The sequence below is a fragment of the Henriciella sp. genome (assembly GCF_029936995.1).
In the GTDB taxonomy this organism is placed as follows: Bacteria; Pseudomonadota; Alphaproteobacteria; order Caulobacterales; family Hyphomonadaceae; genus Henriciella.
Genome location: NZ_JAPYRE010000003.1, coordinates 481,828 through 505,039, shown reverse-complemented (window position 1 = coordinate 505,039; position 23,212 = coordinate 481,828). Strand labels below are relative to the sequence as shown.

Below are 23,212 nucleotides of genomic sequence, written 5' to 3'. Positions count from 1 at the left end.
TCTAGGCGTCTGTGCTCGGCCGGATCGCCAGTTCGATCCCCATCTCTGCAAGTTCAGCGCCATCGCGGTATCGCGCGCCCTCAGCGATCACGGACATGCCGCAACAGGCTGCGGCATCGATGCGACCGATGAGGTCGGGATTGCCGTCCAGCTCACGTGCGTCAATGCGTACCGTATCAAGCAACAGGCGCAGGGACGTGTCCATCGGCGTTGACCAGGACTGTGTAGCATTCACACCGAGGCGGAACCCCTTGCGACGCAGCGATTCAATGCTCTTCAGCACATCATTCCGGGACTGTGCCAGAGAGGAATCGCTGACTTCGATGCAGATTTCCTGGGGCAACAAGCGGCTGCGTGCTACAGCTGCCTCGCAGGCCACGGGCGTGTCTGGATGCATCATCGCTGCAACGGGGGCTTCAAGATGGATGGGACGTATGGCGATGTCGTTGACCCGCGCATACATGGCCGCATCCTCAATCTGGTTTGCCAGCCATTCAGCCGGGCCAGCGGCCTCGGAAACAAGACCCGACGGCCCAAACGCAGCGAGTTCTTCGAAACGCTTGGGCGACTCGGCGAGGGTGCAGGCCACGTCGCCTTTCACAAGGTGTACAACTGGCTCAAATCTGAGGCGGGGTGGTGCCGCTTTGACCGGGCTGGTTGAGTGAACGCGCATTCTGGCGTGTTGCATGTAACACCTGTCTCTGTGATTGTCGGGTGAAATTGCTCTACAAAGACAATGTTGAAATCCGGCGCACGAGACCGCTTTGATTTACGGCAAATTTGTCAGAAATTCTGGAGGACGCCCCTTGAGCCAATCAGCTGCCGATCCGCGCCTGTCCGCGACCATACTTCTCCTGCGCGATGCGCCGGACCTTCAGGTCCTCATGGTCAAACGCCACTACGAGATCGACTTTGCTGCAGGTGCGCTCGTCTTTCCAGGCGGAAAGGCTCATGAGGAAGATGCTTCCGATGCGTGGGATGATCTATCCGATGGCGATTACAGCGGTGCGGAGCGCGCTGCGCGAGTGGCTGCAATTCGTGAAGCTTTTGAAGAGACAGGCGTGCTTCTGGCCCGTAACCGCGACGCGCGTGGGACGGATGCGGAACTTGTCTCAAATGATGTCGCCGATGCGCTCGCGGCGTTTCGGGGGCCTGTTGACCGACGGGAGGCAAGCTTCCTTGAGCTGATACGCGACAATGGACTTGTGCTTGCACTCGACACGCTTGTGCATTTCGGCCACTGGATCACCCCGGACATGATGCCGAAGCGTTTCGATACGCATTTTTATCTCGCTCCGACACCGCCGGAACAGCTAGCCACGCATGACGGGCGGGAGACGACGGAGGCGGTCTGGCTGTCGCCTCAGCTGGCCCTGGATATGGAAAAGGCCGGCGAGGCGACGATCATCTTTCCGACCCGGATGAACCTTGGAAAGCTTGCTGAAACGCAAAGCGTTCCGACCGCGATCAACCGGTTTGAAAAAGAAGACGTGGTGACAGTTTTACCCGTCATGGGAAAGGATGAGCAGGGGACGCCTTGTCTGCATATACCTGCCGAGGCCGGGTACATGCAGACAACAGAGCCGATTGAGCGCGTCTCGAACGTCGCCAAAAGCTAGGGAATTTCCTAGCGCCTGTAGGCGAGAGGACGCTCACTTTCGTCCAGGGTGAGATATCGGTCCCGAAGCTCTGTCTGACGGCTTTCCAGAGATTGCTCCACGCCATCGATAAAGACCGAGACCGGTGCACTCATGACATCAAGCGGATCGCCATCCCAGATGACGAGGTCGCCACGGCTGCCCGGTTCAACCGTGCCGAGGCCATCCATGCCAAAGATGTCGGCCGGTGCCGATGTGATCGCACGCAGTGCATTGTCATGCGAGACCCCATTCGCCACGGCGTTGCCGGCACTTTGCAGTACGAGGCGGGCCTGATGACTATCATCATCGAGATAGGCCAGTGCTGTCGTAACGCCGGCATCAATAAGGCGCTCGGCATTGTGCTGTGTGGCCCCGAGTGATTCGAAGCGGCCAGGCAGGTTGGCATATGGATCGATGATCACGGGGATGTCTGCAGCCGCGAGCTCTTCTGCGACCATCCAGCCCTCATGTGCGCCGACAAGCGCGATATTGAGCTGCGGGTTCTCTTCCTTGAGTGCGATCACGTTGCGCAGGTCGCTTGCCCGGCTGGCGGCTATCAGGAGAAGCTGCTGGCCGCGACTGGCTGGTGCGAGTGCGGCGGCATCCAGACGATTCAGGACGTCACCATCCTCAAGGGCGTTATAGCGGGCCGGATAGGTGCGGGCGTCTTCCAGTGCGCCACGAAGCGTCGCCCATGTCGCCGGTCGTGAGCCCCCTGTGAGCGCAGCCCCGCCTTCACCGATATTTATGAAGCTGAATGCCTGGGATGCCGTAACAGAGTTCGCATCGCCACTCGTATCGGCTATCAAGCCCCGCCCGCCAAACATGCCGGATCCAAAACCGGGCGCAACAGCGATCCGCGTAACCCCTTCTATGCGTGTGACAGGCACAGTTGTGGCATTGGGGTTGAACGCATCGGCCATGTCCAGCGCGGCCCCAAAGGTAGATTGCGGGGCAAGCGTGTCATTGGTCGTTGTTTCCGCACCAACTTCGACAATACCGGTCCGGCTGAAAGCCGAGAAAATGCCCGGTGTGACCCATGCGCCTTCGGCATCAAGGGGCTGTGCGTCTTCGGGAAGGGTAATATCTGCCCCCGCCGACACGACAGTCCCGTCCGTGATGACGACCGTGGCGTCTTCAACAACCTCGTTGCCGGTCCAGAGCTTTGCATTTGTTACAGTGACGGACTGAGCCTGAGCCATATAGCCCAGGGATACGGTGGCCATCAGTGCAGCGAGAGTTGATCTGATCATTTCATGTCTCCTTCACCGGGCTGGCCGAGTTCAAAATCGGTAACAGGCATGAGGCTGGAATCGGTGCGGTCAAACATGAGGGCTCCATCAATGAAGACTTTTTCAGCTTGCGCATAGACGCTGAACGGATCAGCCGACCAGACGACGATATCGCCATCCTTGCCAGCCTCAAGCGAGCCCGTCTTGTCAAAAATGCCGAGTGATTTTGCCGGGTTTGCTGACAGCCATGTCCAGGCGTCAGCCTTGGAAATATCCAGGCCTGCGCGCCTGCCGTCGGCCAAGGCTTTCGCAGCCTCCTGATTGAGCCTCTGTATGCCAATGTCGCTATCGGAATGGACGATGGCGCAAGCGCCTGCCTCATGTACGAGCGGGATATTCTCGCGGATCCCGTCATAGGCTTCCATCTTGAAGCCCCACCAGTCCGCCCACATGGACGAACAGATTTTCTCTTCCGCCAGCCTGTCGGCGATCTTGTAGCTTTCGACTGCGTGATGGAAGGAGGTGACCTTGTAACCGAACTCCTTCGACATATCGATGACCTGCGCCATTTCATCGGCGCGGTAACAGTGCATGTGGACGAGGATATCGCCCTCCAGAACACCCTTGAGGGTGTCGAGCTCAAGGTCGCGGCCCGGCATGTCACCTTCACCGTCTTCTTCCCACGCGTCCCATTTACGCTTGTATTCCTGTGCCTCGATCCAGGAGGACCGGTAACCGGCGACATTGCCCATGCGGGAATAGGGCGCGCCCCCCGGAAAACCGCCGCCGCCATACCCGTAAACCCGTTTCGGATTCTCACCACAGGCCATTTTCAGCGTATAGGGAGCTTCTGGAAATTTCATGCCCTGCACGGTACGTGACAGCACGTTCTTGATCGTGACCCCCCTTCCGCCGAACAGGTTGGCGGAGCCGGGGAGTATCTGCATGGAGGTCACCCCCCCCGCCAGGGCACGTGTGAATCCAGGATCCTGCGGCCAGAGTCCATGCTCGGCCCAGACTTCCGCTGTGACGGGGGCCGAAACCTCGTTGCCATCCTGGTGGGCGCTGACGCCCGGTGAGGGATAAACGCCAAGGTGAGAGTGGTTGTCGATAATGCCGGGTGTCACGAATTTCCCGGCTGCGTTGATGACTTCGACATCATCATCGACTTCAAGGCTTTCGCCGAGTTCGGCAATGCTGCCATCCCTGATGAGGACATCATGTTCCTCGAACACACCACCGATCCCGTCATAGACCGTGGCATTTCGCAGAAGAACGGGCTGGGAAGGATAGGGCGTGTAAGTGGACGGATAAGGGTCCTTGTCAAACGGCTTGGCGGTATCACCAGTCTCTGACGTCGCCGTCTCGTCGTTTGAAGCATTTCCGGGGGAGTCCGAGCCATTACAGGCCACGAGCCCTAACGTGATCGCAGCTACGGTTGCCGATCGCAAAACTATCCTCATCAAAGCCCCTCTGAGAGTAAAACCTGATAACTATTCTGCTTGGTTTGTCTCAAGTTTCAATGGGAAAGCCCACAAGACGCCTGGAAGAACGCTTCAGTGTTTGCGCCGGAGAGTAGACCGCGTCGCAACGGCGTAGATGAATTCGCGTATCCGGGGAATTGCCTGGAATTCACTGACGGCAATCTGCTCCATACGGCGTCTCAGGCGGGCGGTGATCCCGGCAGGGGAGTTGGCGCCCAGTATCTGCCAGACGTAACGGTTGGCAGCCTGGCGCCAGGCGTGAATGCCCGTCCCGGCGATGAAAATGGGTTTTGCTGGCCGAGTCCCATTAGCAAAATACTTCTTGTAATGATCATGGCCGTTGGCAAGATCATAAGTCTCCAGCCCCATCTCGTGCATTGTCTCCAACACCTGCAACAAGAGCAGGTTGCCGGGTGAATACTGACTGTAGGCCGGGTTGAAGGCTGCGATCCAGGGGTGAAATGAGGTGCCAACACGAATTCCGAAGTGACCGCTCAGCAGGGTCTCGCCGAGCCACAAACTTGTCTGGAACGCATGCTTGCTGCTTGCGACAGCATTAAGAATGCGCGCTGGCTCCGTTGCGGTCGTAAGGTCGACAAGACCGGACTTGCGATACTGTTCCTGCTTGTACTTCAATAGCTGATCCAGCACCTCAGGCCGCGGACGGCCCCACTCATAGCGCAGTGGACCGACCTCCCGTTCAACCTGGCTGCGCAAACGCCGGAAGTTCTTGAAACGCTTCGGGTGTCGGGCGCGCTGGGCTTCGAGAAGTGTTGTACTGTCGAGGTTTCCACTGCGAATGATGTGATTATCAAGCAGACCGTCACGCTCTGTCACGGATATCTCTGGCGAGCTCATGTCCCAGGGGTCAGGCATCGCAGGGCTGGCGAAGGCTGCGATCCCGGCCTGGCGGACAAGCTCGAACGGCAACACGGGAGAGCTCTTCTCCAGTAGAGGCCCGGAATAGTCGCAGAATGGCGCGCCGATGGGCCTTGCCAGGCCATCGGGGCGAAGGTGAACGGGAAGCAGCGCTACGATCGTGTCGCCACTGCGTGCCAGAACTATGCGCACATCCTTGCGTATTTGTGAGATGACCTCTGAGAATTCCGGAGTCAGCAGGGCGCTGTCATAGTCGGGGTGCTGGCGAGATAAATTGCGCCATTGTTCGACGTCCGCCGCTGACAGATGCTCATAATGTGCAATCTGGAAATGCATTGCTGCATCCGTCGGGGCCTTCCCCCTCATCAGCGTAGAGTCCGGTCGAGCATACGGGTATATCCAGGTGCCGAGGGATCAATCTGAAATGTCGGTGGCGTGGGTGTGTTCGCACGCGGTTCGCGGGCAATTTTTTTCAGGATTCTGGCGAGGGCAGCCTTGCCGAGCGTGGTTGCGTCGACCCGGTCTGGTCGCTTCGGGTGGGCACCAAAGCGGCGGCGCAAGCGACCGTTGGCATAAAGAGCATTCGCGCGCAGCAGAGCCGGAAGCGTCATGAATTCGCACGATAGTGACACATTCATCATACCGCCATTGGATACCCGGTGAGGAGCGGTCTGTGGCCAACTTACGGCCATGCCGGGCTTCATCAGAATTTCTCTGGCGTCGGCCTCGAAGTCATTGCTGAAGGCGAGACCTTCTTCCTGTTCCTTAAGGACAATGGCCTCGACTTTTTCATCCGGTGCAAACCTGCTTGTCGGAGGATAGAACCAGACGGTCTTCTGGCCACGGACCTGAAAGAGAGTGACCATGGGGATGTCGAGATGGTAGTGGACATGGACATTCGGCGAGGAAATCAAGACGCCCATATCGCGCTTGAAAATTCGGTGCCCCGTCGCAGTCTGCAGACTGTCGAAAATGGTGTCAGAGAGTCCGGCATAATCACTGACACGATGGTTTACCGCGCGCAGGTTCAGCCATATCCGGCCGCTGCGTACGGCATCCAGTAGTTCTTCTCCGGAAAGACCCGGCGCTTCGCCACGTACTGGCGCTTCTTCGCCTTCGCCATGTTCAGCGAACGTCCAGATGCCAAGATGCTCACGCGGGTACATATCAAGCAGGGCGGCCAGTGCAGCATCGCTGAAAAGGGGTGAATTATGAAAGGAGTGTTCGGCAGGAACGAGTGTTCGTCCGAACGAATCTTTCACATTATCTGCCCACTGGATCGCCATGGCCTGTTCCATTTTGCAACATGATGCTTTCGCTTTGCCACAAAACCGAAGGCAAGCGCTACATTCATCTGAAAGGTGAGCAAATTTCAGGCCGGAAGAAATGTGTTCCGGCTAGATATCCAGATCTGCTGCGAAGTGCGCGTTTTCCTGAATAAAACGGAAGCGGTGCTCTGCTTTCTTGCCCATCAGCGTATCGATTAGCTCGGCCGGGCGAAGCTCCGTCAGGGCATCGATGGAGTCGGGCAGGGTGATCCTGGCCAGCATGCGGGTCGAAGGATCCATCGTGGTTTCCTTGAGCTGGGCGGGGTTCATTTCGCCAAGACCCTTGAACCGTGCAACATCAACCTTCTGGTTTGCCTTGAATTCTTTCTCCAGCACTTCGGCCTTCTGGGCATCATCCATCGCATAATGTGACGTGCCCTTGTAAGTCAGCCGGTAGAGCGGTGGCATCGCCATGTAGAGACGGCCGGATTCGATGAGGCCCGGCGTCATCTGGTAGAAGAAGGTGATCAGGAGCGAAGCAATGTGGGCGCCATCGACGTCAGCGTCCGTCATGATGATGACGCGTTCATAGCGCAGGTCATCAATACTGAATTTTGTGCGCAGGCCTGTGCCAAGCGCCAGCATCAGGTCTGAAAGCTCCTGGTTCTTCTCAAGCTTGTCACTTGATGCGGAAGCGACGTTCAGAATCTTGCCTCGAAGCGGCAGGATGGCCTGTGTCGCCCGGTTGCGTGCCTGTTTTGCAGAGCCGCCAGCGGAGTCCCCCTCAACGATGAAAAGCTCGGTATTTTCTGGCCCGTTGGAAGAACAATCGGCGAGCTTGCCTGGCAGCCGTAGCCTCTTGGTGGCGGACTTGCGCTGGACTTCCTTGGCTTTGCGCCGTTTCGCGCGTTCGTCTGCGCGTTCCATCGCCCAGTTGAGCAGTTTGTCGGATTCTTTCGGACTGGCCGCCAGCCAGTGGTCGAACCGGTCCCGCACCGCATTCTCGACAAGGCGGAAGGCGGCTGTGGTCGACAGCTTGTCCTTGGTCTGGCCGACAAATTCCGGGTTTCGGACAAAGACGGACAGCAAGATGCCTGCATATGACATGACGTCATCAGCTGTGATGGTGTTGGCCTTTTTCTGGCCCGTCAGCTCACCATAGTTGCGCAGACCCTTTGTGATGGCAGAGCGCAGGCCTGCTTCGTGTGTGCCGCCATCTGGTGTCGGGATGGTATTGCAGTAAGACCGGGAAAACCCGTCCGCATCGCCAAAGCCAGAGGCCGTCCAGGCAATTGCCCATTCCACTTTTCCCTCATCGGTTTCGACGAGCCCGGAAAATGCGTCTGCGGTAATCGTGTCCTTGCCGTCGAAGACTTCTTCAAGCTGGTCGGCAAGGCCGTTTGGATAGCTTAGAACGGCTTCCTCTGGAATTTTTGAGTCTTCCGGCAGGAGCGCTTCATCACAGCTCCAGCGGACTTCCACACCGCGATAGAGATACGCCTTGGAGCGTGCCATCTGGAACAGCCGGGATGGCCGGAAGCGGAGCTTTTCACCGAAGATTTCCATATCTGGCCGGAAGCGAACGCTTGTTCCACGCCGGTTCGGTGCAGCGCCCTTGAGTTCGACCGGGCCTGCCACGCGGCCACGTTCAAAGGACTGGACATAGAGTTTGCGATCACGGGCCACTTCAACCTCGACCCGCTCCGAAAGGGCATTGACGACAGAGATACCGACCCCGTGAAGGCCGCCCGCGGTGGCATACGCCTTGTCAGTGAATTTCCCGCCGGAGTGCAGCGTTGTCATGATGACTTCCAGCGCTGACTTTTCCGGAAATTTCGGGTGTGGATCCACGGGAATGCCGCGGCCATTATCGACAACAGTCAGATAGCCATCCTCGGCGAGGTGAACCTCGATTCGGCTTGCATGGCCGGCCACGGCTTCATCCATGGCGTTGTCGAGCACTTCGGCGAAAAGGTGATGATAGGCGCGTTCGTCCGTACCGCCGATGTACATGCCAGGGCGCATGCGAACAGGCTCAAGTCCCTCGAGGACCTCGATATCCTTCGCGGAATATCCGGATTGGTCAGGCGTCATGTCGTCGAACAGGTGTGCTTGGTTTGAAATTGCCATTTGGAAGCCCCTGTCTAGACCGACTCAGTGGAATGATACGAATTACAATGACAGGCGAAAGTGTTTTAGCACACTGCTGCCTGTCGGCGTCTCAATTCGCAGATCTTTCAGCCGGAAATAATCGTACGGGCACGATCAAACACTGATTCGAACATCTCAGGTGTAAGGCGTCTGGTGTTCGTATTGTAACGGGAGCAGTGATAGCTTGAAAGCAGTGTAACGCCGCTCTCTAGCGGGTATTCACTGGCATGGCTGAAGGGGTGATCACGCAATTTCAGCGAGAGCGTACGCACGGTTGAGTCGTGGGCGATTTTGCCAAGACAGAGAATGACCTTCAGGTTCGGCAGGGCGGCAATACGGTTTCGCAGGAAAGGGCGACACTGATTGACCTCGGCGCCGACCGGCTTGTTCGCCGGGGGGACGCACCGCACGGCATTGGTGATCATGGCGCCTGTCAGTTCGAGCCCGTCATCAGGGTGGGCGGCGTAGTCACCAGTCGAAAACCCGAATTTGTCCGTCGTGGCATAAAGCAGGTCTCCCGCCCAGTCGCCCGTAAATGGACGGCCGGTCTTGTTTGCGCCGGTGACGCCGGGGGCGAGGCCGACGATGAGCAAGGAGGCTTTCTCATCGCCGAAGGATGGCACCGCGCCGTTGAACCAGTCGGGATGCTTGCGCGCATTTTCTTCCCTGTAAGCCACGAGACGCGGGCAAAGGGTGCAATCTGCCGGGGCTTCCGGCTTGCCGTGCGGCACTTCAATCATAGTCGTCATCGTCGCTGGCTTTATTTTCATCCCCATCGCGGCGCGGGCGCGCGATCAGCTTTGCCATATCGGCAAGGTCAATGAATGTATCGGCTTCGCGGCGAAGGTCATCAGCAACTGTCTGGGGCTGGCCCTTGATGGAGGAGATAACAGTGACGCGCGCGCCTGCGGCCTTGCTTGCCTCGACAGCCCGGCGAAAGTCCCCGTCGCCTGCAAACAGGACGATATGGTCGACATGCGGGGCGGTGCTGAGCATGTCTATGGCGAGTTCGACATTCATGTTTCCACGCACGCGCCGGCGGCCCTCCCGGTCTGTGAATTCCCTGGCCGCCTTCTTGACCACGTTGAAGCCATTATATGCGAGCCAGTCCACGAGCGGGCGAATGGGGCTGTACTCGTCGCTCTCCACGATCGTGGTGTAGTAATTGGCGCGGAGCAGGCGGCCACGGTCTTCGAAGTCAGAAAGAAGTTTCCTGAAATCGATTTCGAGGTTCAGTGCCCGGGCTGTGGTGTAGAGGCCCGCGCCATCTATGAAGAGCGCAAGGCGTTCATCCTTGTAGAAGGCCATTTCAGAAAATCCGCAGATCTAAATCATTCCGTAAAAACCGGACGCTATCTGCCAACTGTCTTTCGCGCAAGAAGCCGGGTTGTATGCGACTGCTGCAGCGCATATAAAGACCGGCTACAGGAGATTTTCATGGCACGCGTTACTGTTGAAGACTGCATCGAGCAGGTTCCGAACCGGTTTGACCTCATTCTTGTGGCCGCACAACGTGCGCGGATGATCCGCGAGGGTTCACCGCTGACCGTTGACCGCGACAATGACAAGGATCCGGTCATCTCCCTGCGGGAAATCGCCGAACGGTCTGTCAGCCTGGACATTGTCCGCGAAGGCCTGATCGCAAACCTTCAGGAAGTCCGTCCTGGCGAGGAAGAAGAGCGTGAGGCGGACAAGGCAGCGCTTGATGCGGCACCTGCTGCAAGCGAAGAAGATGTCATGCGCGCCTATCAGGCAGAGCTTGAATCGGGGCGTGACGACAGGTTCTAGTCAAACATGACCAGTGCGACCGTCCCCCTTACTGATCGGTCGCCCGCAAACATGGAGCGGCGCGAGGAAGGCGCTCGTGTATCCGTTCCAACGCGCGAAGACCTGATTCAGGCTGTCGAAGCCTACCATCCGGACATGGACCGTCAGCGGCTTGGGGACGCGTACGATTTCGCCAAGCAAAAGCATGGCGAACAGCTGCGTAAGTCTGGCGACCCTTACTACACGCACCCTGTACAGGTGGCCATGCTTCTGGCCGCGTTCCGCTTTGACCAGTGCACGATCATGGCGGGGCTGCTCCACGACACTGTGGAAGACTGTGATGTCACGCTCGACGAGATCGGCACGCGTTTTGGCGACAATGTGGCCGAACTTGTTGATGGCGTCACCAAGCTCGGCAAGCTCGATTACAAGTCTGAACGCTCCAAGCAGGCTGAGAACTTTCAGAAGTTCATACTTGCGACAGTCAACGATGTCCGTGTCCTGCTGGTGAAGCTTGCCGACCGGCTTCACAATATGCGTACGCTTCATTTCGTGCCCAAGGAAAGCTCACGTCTGCGCGTGGCGCGGGAGACAATGGAAATATATGCGCCATTAGCCCGGCGTGTCGGTCTCTATGCAGTCGCATCGGAGCTGGAAGACCTCTCATTTCATCATGTGAATCCGGCGGCACGAGAGAGCATTGTTCAGAAGCTGGAAGAGCTGTCTTCGGAAAATGCAGATGACCTTGAGCGCATCCGCTTTGCGATCAAGCAGGTGGTCGCCGAGCATGATGTAAGTGCGCGTGTGAAGGGGCGACGAAAACAGCCTTACTCGATCTGGCGGAAGCTAGAGAAAAAGTCGATCGCCTTCCGGGACCTGGCCGACATCTTTGCCTTCCGTATCATCGTTTCGGATGCCGAGGAATGCTACCGGCTCCTCGGGGCGTTCCACATGGTATGGGCCTGCCTTCCCGACCGGTTCCGCGATTTCATTTCCGTCCCGAAGCCCAATGGGTATGCCTCGATCCATACGACTGTGCGGGCCTCGGGAAACCGGTTGGTAGAATTGCAGATCCGTACCGAGGCGATGGATCGCACGGCGGAATACGGTGTGGCAGCACACTGGACGTACAAGAACAGCGAATACGGCTTTGACCTGGAGTCCTCTAAAGCTGCTGGCCTCGATCCGGGGGCCAACCTTCGTGCATTCGGTGAACTGCTGGCCGACGGGGCTGACCCTGACGAGTTTCTCGAGCACGCCAAGCTCGAGATGTATCGTGAGCATGTCTTCGTGTTTACGCCCAAGGGACGGCTTATAATCCTGCCGGGCGGTGCAATGCCGCTTGATTTTGCCTATTCGGTTCATACTGCGGTTGGCGACACCTGCGACGGGGTGAAAATAAACGGCGTTACGCGTACGCTTCGTACACCTCTAAAGAATGGTGACGTCGTGGAGATTTTGCGTCGGGAAGAGGCAAGACCGGTCGTCGGCTGGGAAGCGCTGACAGTGACTGGCCGCGCACGGTCGGCCATTCGCAGGCTGATCCGCGACCGGGAGCAGGCAGAATTCATAAAGCTGGGCCGCACCCTTATTGACAGGGACCTGCGCAGGGCGGGGCTGGACCCGTTCGAAATCGACCTGCCGCGAGTTGCCCGCCGGGCTGACTTCCAGACAGCGGAAGAGCTCGCCGAGGCAATTGGGCGCGGTCGTTACGAGACAGCCGATTTCATCCGTACGGTGTTTCCCGGCTATGAGCCGGTGCAGTCAATTCCTACAGACCGCACAGTGCTGGATGACAGCCATGCCAGCCGCATGGTTGCTGGTGAGGACCTCACACCGGGTATTACGCTGCACCTGGGTGAGTGCTGCCACCCGATACCGGGCGACCGGATTATCGGCTTGCGCGAGCCTGAAAAAGGACTCGTGATTCACACAATCTATTGTCGTCAGGTCGCCGAATACGAAGACCGGCCAGACCTGTGGGTCGATTTGCGCTGGAACGAGGTTGCCCGTCAGGGAGTGGTGGCTGTTGGTCGCATTGGCGTGCGGGCCGTAAACCAGCGGGGGGTCATGGCGAGCCAGTGCTCGGCCATCGCGCAGGCCGGCGGAAATATCACGCGGGTTGAAACCGGTGAAAGAACGCAGGATTTTCTACAGCTTATCTTCGACATAGAGGTTGAGGACCTTCGGCATCTGGAGCAGATAAAAGCCGCACTACGGGCCCTTGCGGTCGTGGAAAGTGTCGAACGCATAGAGGAGGCGGTGAATTGACCAGTGAGGAAGTGCTAGAGGTTTTTCGCGAAGCTGGGGCACTTCTGGAAGGCCATTTCATTCTCTCGTCAGGCCGGCGAAGCCCCGTCTTTCTACAAAAAGCACTTGTGTTCTCGCGGCCTGATCTTTCGGCCAGGCTGTGTGCCGCGCTGGCAGGGCAGCTGAAAGAACAGTTTGGGCAGATCGATGTTGTCGCCGGGCCGGCCGTCGGTGGCATCATTCCCGGTTATGAACTGGCACGCCAGCTTGGTTGCCGCTCCATCTTTGCGGAACGTTCCGAGGGCAAGCTGACATTTCGGAGGGGCTTCTCAATTTCTGAAGGAGAGCGCGTGCTGATCGCCGAGGATATCGTGACGACGGGGCTATCCTTCCGTGAAACGGTCGAGGCGCTGGCTCTTCTGCCGGGTGACGTGGTTGGCGGAGCCTGCATTATCGACCGGTCGAATGGAAAGGCCGATGTCGGCTGCAAGCTCGTCTCGCTCGCGCAGGTCGACTTTCCGGATTATTCAGCTGATGACCTGCCGCCCGAACTGGCCGCAATTCCGGCTGAGAAACCGGGCAGCCGCGGATTGGCCTGAACCGCAGGAGGGTGAAAGCCCATGATCATCGGTATGGGAAACGATCTTTGCAATATCGAGCGTATAGAGCGCTCGATCGAGCGGTTTGGCGACCGCTTCAAACAGAGATGCTTCACAGAAACCGAGATTGCCCTGGCTGAACGTCGCCGGCGCAGTGCGGAAACCTATGCCAAGCGGTTTGCCGCCAAGGAGGCTTGCGCGAAGGCCCTCGGCACAGGGGTGCCGCGGCGAGGCGTACACTGGAAGCATATGGGCGTGGTCAACCTGCCCACGGGCAAGCCGACCATGGCGCTTACAGACGGCGCGGCAAGGCGGCTAGAAGCCATGATGCCTGAAGGCCACGAGGCAGTGATCCACCTTACCATCACGGATGATCACCCATGGGCGTCCGCCGTCGTCATCATCGAAGCGATGCCGATCAAGGTCGGGCCATGACCCGGCCCCGTCCGAAACGCACCCGGCTGCGCGCAGCGGCAAAAGCCCCCAGGCGGAAGCGCCCAACGCTGAATGAGACACAGCGTTCAGATATTGAAACGCGTATTGGTTACCAGTTCAGGAATGTCGAGTGGCTGAACCGGGCGCTCACCCATCCGAGCCTGATCGACAACTATGACGGGGATGCACAATTCTCCAATCAGCGGCTTGAATTCCTCGGCGACCGGGTCCTCGGCCTCGTGATGGCGGAGATCCTGATTGCGAAGTTTCCGTCTGAACGTGAGGGCTATCTGACGCGGCTGTTTCATCAGCTTGTCAGCGGAGAGACCTGCGCCGATGTCGGGCAGTCCATTGGCATCAAGCCGTTCCTGTTCCTCGATCCGTCCATGGAGAAAAACAAGCAGGGAAGCTATGACAAGAGTGTCGCCGATGCGGTCGAGGCGATCATTGCGGCGATATATCGTGATGGAGGGCTGGATGCTGCGCAGACCTTCATCAATAAACACTGGCTGCTGGAAGTGGTCGACCGGGAAGTCTCGCAACAGAATCCCAAGACGCGGCTGAGTGACTGGTGCGGCGCCAATCGTGCGCCCTATGCTGCCTATGATATCGTTGACCGTACCGGCCCGGACCATGAGCCTGTTTTTACGGTGCGTGCGCGCGTTGACGGGCACGGTGAGGCAATAGAGAAGGGCCGTTCACGTCAGGAGGCGGAAATGGCCGCTGCAGACAGGCTGCTGAGAGATTTTCAACGCGATGGACGCTGAAGACATCAAACGGGCGGGTTTTGTCGCCATTATCGGGTCACCCAATGCGGGCAAGTCCACGCTGACCAATGCCATGACGGGCACCAAGGTCGCCATTGTCACCCATAAGGTTCAGACCACGCGGTTTCCGGTTCGCGGTATTGCGCACGCTGATGACAGCCAGATCATCATCGTCGACACCCCCGGTATTTTCGGGGCCAAGCGCCGGCTCGACCGGGCCATGGTGAAGGCAGCTTGGACGGGTGCAGATGATGCCGATGCAGTAGTGCATCTTGTTGATGCTGCCGCCTGGATTGCTGACAAGGAGGGCACTGCCACGCCCGCACAGAAACGCACCGCGGAAGATGACCGCGCTGTAATTGAGACCCTGCGCTCAAGTGAGCGCAAGGTGATGCTTGCGCTCAACAAGATCGACCTGTTCCCGCACGAGCAGGTCCTGCCGCTTATGTCAGAATTCGATGCCCTTGGTATCTACAGTGACGTCTTCATGATTTCCGCCGAGAATGGAGATGGTGTCGACAAACTGTTAAGCGAACTTGCAGGCCGGATGCCGGAAGGCGGGGCGCTGTATCCGCCAGACCAGTCAGCGGATATCCCGATGCAGCTGCTGGCAGCCGAAGTCACGCGCGAGAAGCTGATGCTGCGGCTGCATGAAGAACTGCCTTACCAGCTGACGGTCGAGACCGAGACATGGGAAAACTTCCGGAATGGCGACGTAAAGATCCAGCAAGCGGTCATCGTCGGCAAGGATAGCCACAAATCCATGGTGCTGGGCCGTAACGGCCAGGCTATCAAGGCGGTTAGCCGGGCGGCGCGTGAAGAACTTTCCGAGCTTCTGGGCAGGCGGGTTCATCTGTTCCTGTTCGTTAAAATTGACGCGAAGTGGCAGGAACGCCGCGAGTCCTACTCCAATCTCGGCCTGGAGTTCGATAGCTGATGCACTGGCGCGATGAGGGACTTATCCTCGGTGGGCGCAAGTTTGGTGAAAGCGGACTGATACTGGACGTGCTTACGCGCACCCGGGGGCGCCGGTCGGGCTTGGTCTATGGTGGCGCATCCAGGAAAAAGCGTGGCCAGTATGAACCCGGAAACTCAATAGACCTGTCATGGTCGGGGCGGCTGGAAGAACAGCTCGGGCGTTTTGACGTCGCTGAAGCTTCCCGCCAGCGGGCATCACGTCTGCTGGACCTGCCTGATGCGCTGGCGGCGGTTGCTTCTGTATGTGCCTTGCTGCGCGGCGTGACCAATGAAGGCGATCATGCGGCTTCCTCGATCTACGAAGCTACAGTCCTGTTGCTGGATGCGCTGGAGGACAGTGATGTCTGGCCCGCATTATATGTACGCTGGGAGCTCGGACTGCTGAGCGCGCTCGGCTTCGGTCTTGACCTGGAGGCCTGTGCGATCAGCGGAGCCAATGATGGGCTGACACACGTATCTCCGCGCACCGGCCGGGCTGTTCGCGGTTCCGAGGCCGAAGATTATGTAGACCGGCTATTTGCCCTTCCGGCATTCCTCTGGGATCCGACAGCACCAGCAACACATCAGGATATTGCCAGTGGCCTTGAACTGACCGGCTTTTTTATCGAGCGGCGCCTGTTTCATACAGTCCAGCGAGACATGCCTGAAGCCCGCCGCCGGCTGGCTGCCCGATTGTCCCGGAGCCCCTAGCGGCAAATCGTGCCGCCGCCCATGTCGAAATGGAAGTGGTCGGCGTGAGCAGCGTTATAGTCTGGCCCGAGGACGACCGAGAAGAGTTTACAGGCACCATCCCGGGCGGCGGTGAGGAATTCGCCGCGTTGGCCATCATCACGCCAATGCTTGCGTACATCGATGATGCGTCCGTCCTCGAGCCGGAAGCCGCGGATGTCGATGGCGTTGGCCCGTCCGTGTTCACTGAGACGGTTCGTGCCAGCGATGTTCCGGCAAGAAAATGTCCCATATGTCAGAACCTCCTCGACGGGGGAGCCAAGTATCTCTTCTGCCAAGGGTGTGATGACATCATGCTCCCAGATATATAGCGCAGCCGTCTGGTGACAGCTCATGCGCAACGGAGCGACGGAATAGGGATAATTGGTCTGTTCAAGAACCAGGGCGCGCTCCAGGGGGCATCGGTCTGTCCCCGCATCCGGGGCGAGCGGCGTGTAGCCAACCTGAGCCTTGTCGAGCAGTTCATAACAAAGATCCGTATCGGCCTTGATGCGCGCGAGTTTGAAGCCGGTCGCAACGCCGATCGGGTCATTGAGATTGATAGGCCGAAGCGGATTGTGCTGGGGTGGCAGATAGTCATTGCCAATCGTAATCGCCAGGATAACAGCTGCAACCACACCAAGCTGCTTGATTAGCCGTGGAAGCGTGTTCTTCATGACTTAAACAGCTCGACCTTTCTGCTAACCTGACGCAACGGGACCGATTCCCGGCAACCTATTGCCGATCGAAGGAGCCGCCATGTCCGATCTCTTGGACCATGAAGATGGCAACATAATCAATGAACCATTGAGCGAGGCGCTGACAAAACGCTATCTCGCCTATGCGCTGTCGACCATTACCTCCCGTGCACTACCGGATGTGCGTGATGGCCTGAAGCCCGTCCAGCGGCGTATTCTCTATGGCATGCGGGAACTTAAACTGGATCCCGACTCCGGCTACCGAAAGTGTGCGAAAATTGTCGGCGATGTCATGGGTAACTATCACCCGCATGGCGACAGTGCGATCTATGATACGCTTGTACGTCTCGCCCAGGACTTTTCGGTGCGCTATCCACTTGTCGACGGGCAGGGCAATTTCGGCAATATCGACGGGGATAACGCCGCCGCCTACCGTTATACGGAAGCGCGGATGACAGAGGCCGCAAAGCTTCTGCTTGAGGGGCTCAATGAAAACGCGGTCGACTTCAAGGACAACTATTCCGAAACCGAGACCGAGCCGGTCGTCCTGCCCGCTGGCTATCCCAACCTTCTGGCCAATGGCGCGAATGGCATTGCCGTTGGGATGGCAACCTCCATTCCGCCGCACAATGTTGCTGAAGTCATTGATGCGGCCCTGTTGCTGATTGACGACCGGGAGACCCCGCTCACCGAGCTGATGAATGTGATGCCAGGGCCGGACTTTCCGACAGGCGGTGTGATTGTCGAGCCGCGCCGCGCTATCCGGGAGGCCTATGAAACCGGCCGTGGCGGCTTTCGCGTGCGGGCACGCTGGCACACCGAAGACCTTGGGCGCGGCACGTGGCAGATCGTGGTCACGGAGATTCCGTTCCAGGTTCAGAAGTCGCGCCTGATCGAGAAGTTGGCCGAGCTGATCGAGACCAAGAAGGCCCCGCTGCTCAGCGATATCAAGGATGAGAGTGCGGAAGACATACGTATCGTGCTTGAGCCGCGGGCAAAGACGGTCGAACCGGACGTACTGATGGAGAGCCTTTTCAAGTCATGTGACCTGGAATCACGCTTTTCCATGAACATGAACGTCCTGCACAAGGGCGCGCCTCAGGTGATGGGGCTGCGCGGTGTTCTTCAGGCCTATCTCGATCATCGCCGCGAAGTCGTCGTGCGGCGGGCCGAGTTCCGTCTCGACAAGATCGACAAGCGCCTGCACCTGCTGGATGGTTATCTTGTCGCCTATCTCAATATTGATGAGGTCATCCACATCATCCGTGAGGAGGATGAACCCAAACAGGTCATGATCGAACGGTTCGGGATTACCGACATACAGGCCGAAGCCATCCTCAATCTCCGCCTGCGTGCCTTGCGCAAGCTGGAAGAGATGGAGATCAAGCGTGAGCATGAGAAGCTCACCGAAGAGCGGGAGCAGATCACCGCCTTGCTGGGCTCAACCCGGCGTCAGTGGACGAAGGTTGGCAAGGAGCTCAGGGAGGCCCGGAAGGTTTTTGGGCCAGACACAGAGCTGGGGCGCCGCCGCGCATCGTTCGAGGATGCACCCGAAATCGATCTGAGCGCAGCGCTTGAAGCGTCAACCCCGAAAGAGCCGCTGACCGTGATCCTGTCTTCAATGGGCTGGATCCGTGGCATGAAGGGCCACGGGCTGGATCCGGAAGCGACCAAGTTCAAGGAAGGTGACTCCCTCTATCTGAGCGAGGAAGTCTACACCACGGACAAGCTGATCCTCCTGTCCAGCGATGGCCGTGCCTTTACGCTCGGTTGTGACAAGCTGCCGGGCGGACGTGGGCATGGTGAACCCATACGGTTGTCGATCGACCTTGAGGACAGTGTTGGAATTGTCGCCATGTTCAAGCTCGATGCTGGCCGGAAGCGACTGGTGGCTTCTGACATAGGCTATGGGTTCGTGCTGCCGGAAGCGGAACTGGAATCCAACCGGCGTTCCGGCAAGTCAGCGGTGAACACAGGTGGCGGCAAGCTGTTGAAATGCGATGTCGTGACCGGAGACCATATTGCCGTGATCGGGACAAACAGGAAAATGCTCGTCTTCCCGCTTGATGAGCTCCCGGAAATGCCGCGTGGCAAGGGCGTCAAACTGCAAACCTATCGTGGCAAGGACCAACTCGGCGACGTCACGACGTTCAATCGCGAAGAAGGGCTTGTCATCCAAGATGCGGCGGGGCGTTCACGCGCATTCCCGGAATGGGAGGAATGGCTCGGCAAGCGCGCTCAGGCCGGCAAGGCTGCGCCTAGAGGCTTCCCGAAATCAGGGCATTTTTCTGGATAGCTTGCCTTGGCCAGAGGCTAGGGCTAGTGGAGATAGAGGCCGTTTTGGTGGGGGAGGTCCTTGAATGACGTTTGTTTATATTCTTCTTGGTGCGCTGGCGATTGTCGCCGTCTTCCTGATTGGTATCTACAACTCGCTTGTGGCCAAGAAACAGAAATGCAATCAGGCCTTCGCCGATATTGATGTCCAGCTCAAGCAGCGCCAAAATTTGATCCCCAACCTGGTCGAGACCGTGAAGGGATATGCCTCGCATGAGCGTGAAACACTCGATGAGGTCATCCAGGCCCGAAATTCAGCTGTCTCGGCAGAAAATCCCGGCGAGATGGCACAGGCTGAAGGTGCGTTGACAGGCGCGCTCGGCCGCCTGTTTGCCCTGGCGGAATCCTATCCGGACCTGAAGGCCAATGAGAACTTCAAGGAGCTTCAGGACGAGCTGTCCGTCATAGAGGACAAGCTTGCCGCAGCCCGGCGTTTCTACAATGCTGCCATTCAGGACTACAACACATCGCGCGAGCAGTTCCCCAACTCTATCGTCGCGGGCATGTTTACATTCCCTGAGCGGGAATTCTTCGACCTTGGCGGAGAGCGCACCGAGCTCTCCACGGTTCCTGAAGTCAAATTCTGATCCGTTCTGTCCAGTCCTGCTGGAGATGGCCTACTTTGCGACCAGTGAAGGCAGCCATGTCGCAAGGCCGGGCAGGGCAGCAACCAGAAGAATGATAATAAGCTGAAGCCCGATAAAGGGCAGCGCTCCGTGCCAGATTTCGCTCGTTTTTACACCGTCTGGGGCAGCGCCCCGCAGATAGAATAGCGCAAAACCGAAGGGCGGTGTGAGAAAGCTCGTCTGCAGGTTCAGAGCCATTAGAATGGCCAGCCAGACCGGGTCGAACCCCATAACGATCAGTGGTGGTGTCACGAGTGGCACAACAACGAAAATGATCTCGATGAAGTCCAGGAAAAAGCCAAGCAGGAACATCACTATCATGGCGCCGATGAGTGCCCCCCATTTACCGCCGGGGATGGCATTCAGAAGGTCGGCAACAATCTCGTCTCCGCCGAAGCCCCGGAAGACCAGAGAGAACAGGGATGCCCCGATGAGGATCAGGAAGACCATGGCGGTAATATGCACACCGCTGGTCAGCGCCGGTTTCAACTGGTCTTTCCGGTGAAGGATGAGCATTCCGGCAAGAAGGCCTGCAAAGAAGACAATGCTGGCAACCAGCGTGATTGCGACCCCGGTCGCAGCCAATGCCCCCGCACCGGCCACGCCGAGACGGAGGTCAATGACATTCGTGATGGCAACGATCAGCATGAGCGCGGCGAACGAGGCGTAGACCGGATAGGCAAGCGCCATGTCGTCCGGGCCGTAGAGCCTCAACCCTGCCAGTAGAATCGCGCCGGCGACGCCGATAGCGGCAGCCTCTGTCGGTGTCGCGATACCAGCCAGAATAGCCCCGAGCACTGCGATGATAAGCAGGAGAGGGGCCCCAAGACCGAACAGTATTTCCTTCTTGCTCAGCGGATCGGACGTCTCGTCCACGGTCGGTGGGCACCGTTCTGGTCTGAAGATCGCATTGAACGCGATCCATGCGAGGTAAAGACCGACAAGGATCAGTCCGGGCAGCAGGGCGCCGGCAAACAGGTCGCCAACCGAGACAACGAACCCTCCCACATCCATCTCTGAAGCCGCCTGGCTCGCAGCATTCGAGACAGCATCGGCCAAGAGGATCAGCACGATGCTCGGCGGTATGATCTGCCCGAGCGTTCCAGAAGCGGCAATCGTGCCTGACGCAAGCCGGGTATCGTATTTCTGCTGGAGCATGGAGGGCAGGGCAATCAGGGTCATCGTGATAACGGTGGCCCCGACAATGCCGGTAGAGGCCGCCAGCAGGGCACCGACCAGGACGACGGCATAGCCCAGCCCCCCACGGACGCGGCCGAGCAGTCGGCTGGCGATGTGGAGCAGGTCTTCTGCCACGCGGGAGCGTTCGAGGATAACGCCCATCAGGATAAACAGTGGAACGGCAACAAGTGTCTCGTTCTGCATGATGGCGCCGCCCTGAATCCGGGCTGGCAGGTTACTCAGCAGGGATTCCGGAAACACACCCAGCCCCAGACCGATGAGTGCGAAGATTAGCGCGATGCCACCAAGGGTCAGGGCAACCGAATACCCGGCCAGCAGTGCGGCGATGGCGGCAATGAACATGCCGAGGGCGAGAACAAGTTCAAGCTCCATAATGGCTGCTCATTGTCGGTGTGGCTTCATCTTCAGAAGGCATGCCGCCTGTCAGTCGAAGGGACGCCTTGAGCGCGATCGATAGCCCTTGCGCCATCATGAGTACGGCAAAGACAGGCAGCAGGGTCTTGAAAATGAACAGGATGGGCAGGCCATCGCTCTCGCGTGAGCCTTCGAGCAGGGACCAGGACCGCGTCAGCCCGTCTTCGCCTGTCGTGATCAGGCGAATACAGATCGGAAAGAGAAACAGGAACGTACCTGCCAGTTCAATCCAGTCCCGGCCGCGCTCGCCAAACCGGGGGCGCAGGATATCGACCCGGACATGAGCGTCGCTCAGGAGTGCGGAGGCCGAGCCCAGCATGAAGACGGCCGCAAAGGTGTAGATCACGGATTCCGACAGCCAGGTCCAGGACAGCGCGAAAGCATAGCTCGCGATCACGACGGCCAGCTGTAACAGTACGAGCGCGACAGCGCATACGATAGCGACATTCAGCGCCCAGCGTGTCACGCGGTCAATCTGTGGATAAAGGGCTTTTGATGGTGCCGTGAATGGCCCCGGCACAGCGAGTGTCAGAAGTGGCAGGAGAAAAACCGGCAACAGGATTATGCCGATCCACTTCAGGAAGGCGCCAAGCTGAAGGAAGATATCAGCGTCCATCCCTAGCGTTCCCTGCTGGCCTGACCGAGTTCACGTGCGGCGTAATAGGGGCCATCAGAGACAGCTGCCCAGTCTGACATGGTTTTCAGACCGGCCTCGAAACTCTCGTAGATCCGTTTTTCAATCCCGTCGCGCCCTGATGCTGCGCGTACATCGCGTGAGGCTTCGGCCATCGCCTTCACGACATCATCGGGGAATGAGCGAAGTTTGACTCCATGCTCACTGGTCAGGATGTCGAGATAGCGTGCGTTCTGATACGTGAATTCACCAAGCGACGTATGGTTCACGGACTCGCAGGCCGCCTGGATGAGCGCCTGTTCTGATTTGGTGAAACTGTTCCAGAGATTGAGATTAATGCCGACGGCGAGGCTCGCACCGGGCTCATGGAAGCCGGGACCGTAGTAGAAAGGGGCTTCCCGGTAGAAGCCGAGCGAATAATCATTCCATGGGCCGACCCATTCGGTCGCGTCGATATTGCCGGTCTGGAGCGCCTGATAGATTTCTCCACCCGGAAGTGCTTTTGCGGACCCGCCTAGCGCCCGCAGGACATCGCCGCCCTGTCCCGGGATACGCATCTGAAGCCCGACAAGGTCATCGAGACCCCTGATCTCCTTACGGAACCAGCCGCCCATCTGGTGACCCGTATTCGCGCCCTGGAAAGCCTTGATTCCGAAGTCGGCGGACAGCTCATCCCATAGCTCTTGCCCCCCGCCATAATCGATCCAGCCCATAATCTCCTGTGCCGTCATGCCAAACGGGACGGCCGTGAAGAAGGGGTAGGCAGGCGATTTCGCCGTCCAGTAATATTCTGCGCCATGATACATGTCAGCGGAGCCATTCGCGACGGCATCGAAGCTCTCGAAGGCTGGTACGAGCTCGCCTGCGGCAAAGACTTTCACCTCAATCAGTCCGTCCGACATGTCATGAATGCGCTGGGCGACACGCTCAGCCGCTTCACCGAGTCCCGGAAGGCCTTTCGGCCATGTCGTGACCATGTTGAGCTGACGACGGTTCCGGCTGACGGCGGGTGCGGATGGTGATGTTCCGGGGCCGCTCTGATTTGGATTGCTGAACGACGCTGCCGCCCCGCCAATACCGAGCAGGCCCGCGCCAAGCAGGTTACGTCTGCGAATCATGTCCTCCCCCAAACTTTCGGGACGTTATCG

General features: G+C 58.4%; 22 protein-coding genes. 10 read left to right on the top strand and 12 right to left on the bottom strand.

Features of this window, described 5'->3' with window-relative positions:
• Position 1: 1 nt before the first annotated feature.
• Entirely contained in the window at positions 2 to 688 is a 687-nt protein-coding gene (locus Q1K31_RS09595; protein ID WP_300379026.1) for an EAL domain-containing protein, read from the bottom strand.
• A 118-nt stretch (positions 689 to 806) separates the two neighbouring features.
• Between Q1K31_RS09595 and Q1K31_RS09590 the strand changes: the two genes are divergently transcribed.
• Positions 807 to 1,619 (top strand): NUDIX domain-containing protein, encoded by an 813-nt coding sequence (locus tag Q1K31_RS09590; RefSeq protein ID WP_300379025.1) that lies wholly within the window; start codon positions 807 to 809, stop codon positions 1,617 to 1,619.
• Positions 1,620 to 1,627: 8 nt separating this feature from the next.
• Here Q1K31_RS09590 and Q1K31_RS09585 read toward each other — a convergent pair whose 3' ends face one another.
• From Q1K31_RS09585 to Q1K31_RS09555, 7 genes are all read right to left on the bottom strand, one after another.
• Complete coding sequence (locus tag Q1K31_RS09585) at positions 1,628 to 2,893, bottom strand: amidohydrolase family protein (protein WP_300379024.1); 1,266 nt, start codon at positions 2,891 to 2,893, stop codon at positions 1,628 to 1,630.
• Positions 2,890 to 4,335, bottom strand: a complete 1,446-nt coding sequence (locus Q1K31_RS09580; protein WP_367187555.1) for an amidohydrolase — start codon at positions 4,333 to 4,335, stop codon at positions 2,890 to 2,892. Before Q1K31_RS09580 ends, Q1K31_RS09585 begins: the two co-directional genes overlap by 4 nt.
• Before the next feature lie 93 nt (positions 4,336 to 4,428).
• On the bottom strand, positions 4,429 to 5,571 hold the full coding sequence (locus Q1K31_RS09575; RefSeq protein WP_300379022.1) for a GNAT family N-acetyltransferase: 1,143 nt from the start codon (positions 5,569 to 5,571) through the stop codon (positions 4,429 to 4,431).
• Between the two features lie 29 nt (positions 5,572 to 5,600).
• The gene (locus Q1K31_RS09570) at positions 5,601 to 6,521 is read right to left on the bottom strand and encodes a hypothetical protein (protein ID WP_300379021.1); all 921 of its coding nucleotides are present in this window, start codon (positions 6,519 to 6,521) and stop codon (positions 5,601 to 5,603) included.
• A gap of 111 nt (positions 6,522 to 6,632) precedes the next feature.
• A complete protein-coding gene (parE, locus tag Q1K31_RS09565; protein WP_300379020.1) occupies positions 6,633 to 8,633 on the bottom strand; it encodes a DNA topoisomerase IV subunit B in 2,001 nt (666 codons plus the stop codon).
• A 107-nt stretch (positions 8,634 to 8,740) separates the two neighbouring features.
• Positions 8,741 to 9,403, bottom strand: a complete 663-nt coding sequence (locus Q1K31_RS09560) for a uracil-DNA glycosylase (protein ID WP_300379019.1) — start codon at positions 9,401 to 9,403, stop codon at positions 8,741 to 8,743.
• Complete coding sequence (locus tag Q1K31_RS09555; protein WP_300379018.1) at positions 9,387 to 9,962, bottom strand: NYN domain-containing protein; 576 nt, start codon at positions 9,960 to 9,962, stop codon at positions 9,387 to 9,389. Before Q1K31_RS09555 ends, Q1K31_RS09560 begins: the two co-directional genes overlap by 17 nt.
• A 129-nt stretch (positions 9,963 to 10,091) precedes the next feature.
• On the opposite strand from Q1K31_RS09555, the gene rpoZ reads away from it, so the two are divergent.
• From rpoZ to recO, 7 genes are read left to right on the top strand one after another with little or no spacing between them, the layout of a single operon-like run.
• Positions 10,092 to 10,442, top strand: coding sequence for a DNA-directed RNA polymerase subunit omega (gene rpoZ, locus Q1K31_RS09550; protein WP_300379017.1), 351 nt, complete (start codon positions 10,092 to 10,094; stop codon positions 10,440 to 10,442).
• Between the two features lie 6 nt (positions 10,443 to 10,448).
• The gene (locus Q1K31_RS09545) at positions 10,449 to 12,692 is read left to right on the top strand and encodes a bifunctional (p)ppGpp synthetase/guanosine-3',5'-bis(diphosphate) 3'-pyrophosphohydrolase (protein WP_300379016.1); all 2,244 of its coding nucleotides are present in this window, start codon (positions 10,449 to 10,451) and stop codon (positions 12,690 to 12,692) included.
• On the top strand, positions 12,689 to 13,270 hold the full coding sequence (gene pyrE / locus Q1K31_RS09540) for an orotate phosphoribosyltransferase (protein WP_300379015.1): 582 nt from the start codon (positions 12,689 to 12,691) through the stop codon (positions 13,268 to 13,270). The genes Q1K31_RS09545 and pyrE overlap by 4 nt, the downstream gene beginning before the upstream one ends.
• Positions 13,271 to 13,291: 21 nt before the next feature.
• Entirely contained in the window at positions 13,292 to 13,705 is a 414-nt protein-coding gene (gene acpS / locus Q1K31_RS09535; RefSeq protein ID WP_300379014.1) for a holo-ACP synthase, read from the top strand.
• The gene (gene rnc, locus Q1K31_RS09530) at positions 13,702 to 14,472 is read left to right on the top strand and encodes a ribonuclease III (protein ID WP_300379013.1); all 771 of its coding nucleotides are present in this window, start codon (positions 13,702 to 13,704) and stop codon (positions 14,470 to 14,472) included. The genes acpS and rnc overlap by 4 nt, the downstream gene beginning before the upstream one ends.
• Complete coding sequence (era, locus tag Q1K31_RS09525; RefSeq protein WP_300379012.1) at positions 14,462 to 15,409, top strand: GTPase Era; 948 nt, start codon at positions 14,462 to 14,464, stop codon at positions 15,407 to 15,409. Before rnc ends, era begins: the two co-directional genes overlap by 11 nt.
• Complete coding sequence (gene recO / locus Q1K31_RS09520; protein WP_300379011.1) at positions 15,409 to 16,140, top strand: DNA repair protein RecO; 732 nt, start codon at positions 15,409 to 15,411, stop codon at positions 16,138 to 16,140. The genes era and recO overlap by 1 nt, the downstream gene beginning before the upstream one ends.
• Here recO and Q1K31_RS09515 read toward each other — a convergent pair.
• Positions 16,137 to 16,835, bottom strand: a complete 699-nt coding sequence (locus Q1K31_RS09515) for an extensin family protein (protein WP_300379010.1) — start codon at positions 16,833 to 16,835, stop codon at positions 16,137 to 16,139. The two genes, recO and Q1K31_RS09515, sit on opposite strands and share 4 nt — an antisense overlap.
• 82 nt (positions 16,836 to 16,917) lie before the next feature.
• Between Q1K31_RS09515 and parC the strand changes: the two genes are divergently transcribed.
• Positions 16,918 to 19,152, top strand: a complete 2,235-nt coding sequence (parC, locus tag Q1K31_RS09510; RefSeq protein ID WP_300379009.1) for a DNA topoisomerase IV subunit A — start codon at positions 16,918 to 16,920, stop codon at positions 19,150 to 19,152.
• Between the two features lie 64 nt (positions 19,153 to 19,216).
• Entirely contained in the window at positions 19,217 to 19,777 is a 561-nt protein-coding gene (locus Q1K31_RS09505; RefSeq protein ID WP_300379008.1) for a LemA family protein, read from the top strand.
• Positions 19,778 to 19,807: 30 nt separating this feature from the next.
• Here Q1K31_RS09505 and Q1K31_RS09500 read toward each other — a convergent pair whose 3' ends face one another.
• The 3 genes from Q1K31_RS09500 to Q1K31_RS09490 are packed head-to-tail and all read right to left on the bottom strand — an operon-like array spanning position 19,808 to position 23,182.
• Positions 19,808 to 21,388 carry a TRAP transporter large permease subunit gene (locus Q1K31_RS09500; RefSeq protein WP_300379007.1) on the bottom strand — a complete coding sequence of 527 codons (1,581 nt, stop codon included), beginning with the start codon at positions 21,386 to 21,388 and terminating at the stop codon, positions 19,808 to 19,810.
• Entirely contained in the window at positions 21,378 to 22,046 is a 669-nt protein-coding gene (locus tag Q1K31_RS09495; protein WP_300379006.1) for a TRAP transporter small permease subunit, read from the bottom strand. Before Q1K31_RS09495 ends, Q1K31_RS09500 begins: the two co-directional genes overlap by 11 nt.
• Before the next feature lie 2 nt (positions 22,047 to 22,048).
• The gene (locus Q1K31_RS09490) at positions 22,049 to 23,182 is read right to left on the bottom strand and encodes a TRAP transporter substrate-binding protein (protein WP_300379005.1); all 1,134 of its coding nucleotides are present in this window, start codon (positions 23,180 to 23,182) and stop codon (positions 22,049 to 22,051) included.
• Positions 23,183 to 23,212: the final 30 nt, after the last annotated feature.

Coding starts and splice junctions, on each gene's coding strand:
- Q1K31_RS09560 (WP_300379019.1), bottom strand. CDS start 9,403: ATGACGACTATGATTGAAGTGCCGCACGGCAAGCCGGAAGCCCCGGCA.
- Q1K31_RS09580 (WP_367187555.1), bottom strand. CDS start 4,335: ATGAGGATAGTTTTGCGATCGGCAACCGTAGCTGCGATCACGTTAGGG.
- rpoZ (WP_300379017.1), top strand. CDS start 10,092: ATGGCACGCGTTACTGTTGAAGACTGCATCGAGCAGGTTCCGAACCGG.
- parE (WP_300379020.1), bottom strand. CDS start 8,633: ATGGCAATTTCAAACCAAGCACACCTGTTCGACGACATGACGCCTGAC.
- Q1K31_RS09500 (WP_300379007.1), bottom strand. CDS start 21,388: ATGGAGCTTGAACTTGTTCTCGCCCTCGGCATGTTCATTGCCGCCATC.
- era (WP_300379012.1), top strand. CDS start 14,462: ATGGACGCTGAAGACATCAAACGGGCGGGTTTTGTCGCCATTATCGGG.
- Q1K31_RS09570 (WP_300379021.1), bottom strand. CDS start 6,521: ATGGCGATCCAGTGGGCAGATAATGTGAAAGATTCGTTCGGACGAACA.
- Q1K31_RS09555 (WP_300379018.1), bottom strand. CDS start 9,962: ATGGCCTTCTACAAGGATGAACGCCTTGCGCTCTTCATAGATGGCGCG.
- Q1K31_RS09595 (WP_300379026.1), bottom strand. CDS start 688: ATGCAACACGCCAGAATGCGCGTTCACTCAACCAGCCCGGTCAAAGCG.
- Q1K31_RS09515 (WP_300379010.1), bottom strand. CDS start 16,835: ATGAAGAACACGCTTCCACGGCTAATCAAGCAGCTTGGTGTGGTTGCA.
- recO (WP_300379011.1), top strand. CDS start 15,409: ATGCACTGGCGCGATGAGGGACTTATCCTCGGTGGGCGCAAGTTTGGT.
- Q1K31_RS09505 (WP_300379008.1), top strand. CDS start 19,217: ATGACGTTTGTTTATATTCTTCTTGGTGCGCTGGCGATTGTCGCCGTC.
- Q1K31_RS09495 (WP_300379006.1), bottom strand. CDS start 22,046: ATGGACGCTGATATCTTCCTTCAGCTTGGCGCCTTCCTGAAGTGGATC.
- acpS (WP_300379014.1), top strand. CDS start 13,292: ATGATCATCGGTATGGGAAACGATCTTTGCAATATCGAGCGTATAGAG.
- Q1K31_RS09490 (WP_300379005.1), bottom strand. CDS start 23,182: ATGATTCGCAGACGTAACCTGCTTGGCGCGGGCCTGCTCGGTATTGGC.
- Q1K31_RS09575 (WP_300379022.1), bottom strand. CDS start 5,571: ATGCATTTCCAGATTGCACATTATGAGCATCTGTCAGCGGCGGACGTC.
- rnc (WP_300379013.1), top strand. CDS start 13,702: ATGACCCGGCCCCGTCCGAAACGCACCCGGCTGCGCGCAGCGGCAAAA.
- Q1K31_RS09545 (WP_300379016.1), top strand. CDS start 10,449: ATGACCAGTGCGACCGTCCCCCTTACTGATCGGTCGCCCGCAAACATG.
- Q1K31_RS09585 (WP_300379024.1), bottom strand. CDS start 2,893: ATGATCAGATCAACTCTCGCTGCACTGATGGCCACCGTATCCCTGGGC.
- parC (WP_300379009.1), top strand. CDS start 16,918: ATGTCCGATCTCTTGGACCATGAAGATGGCAACATAATCAATGAACCA.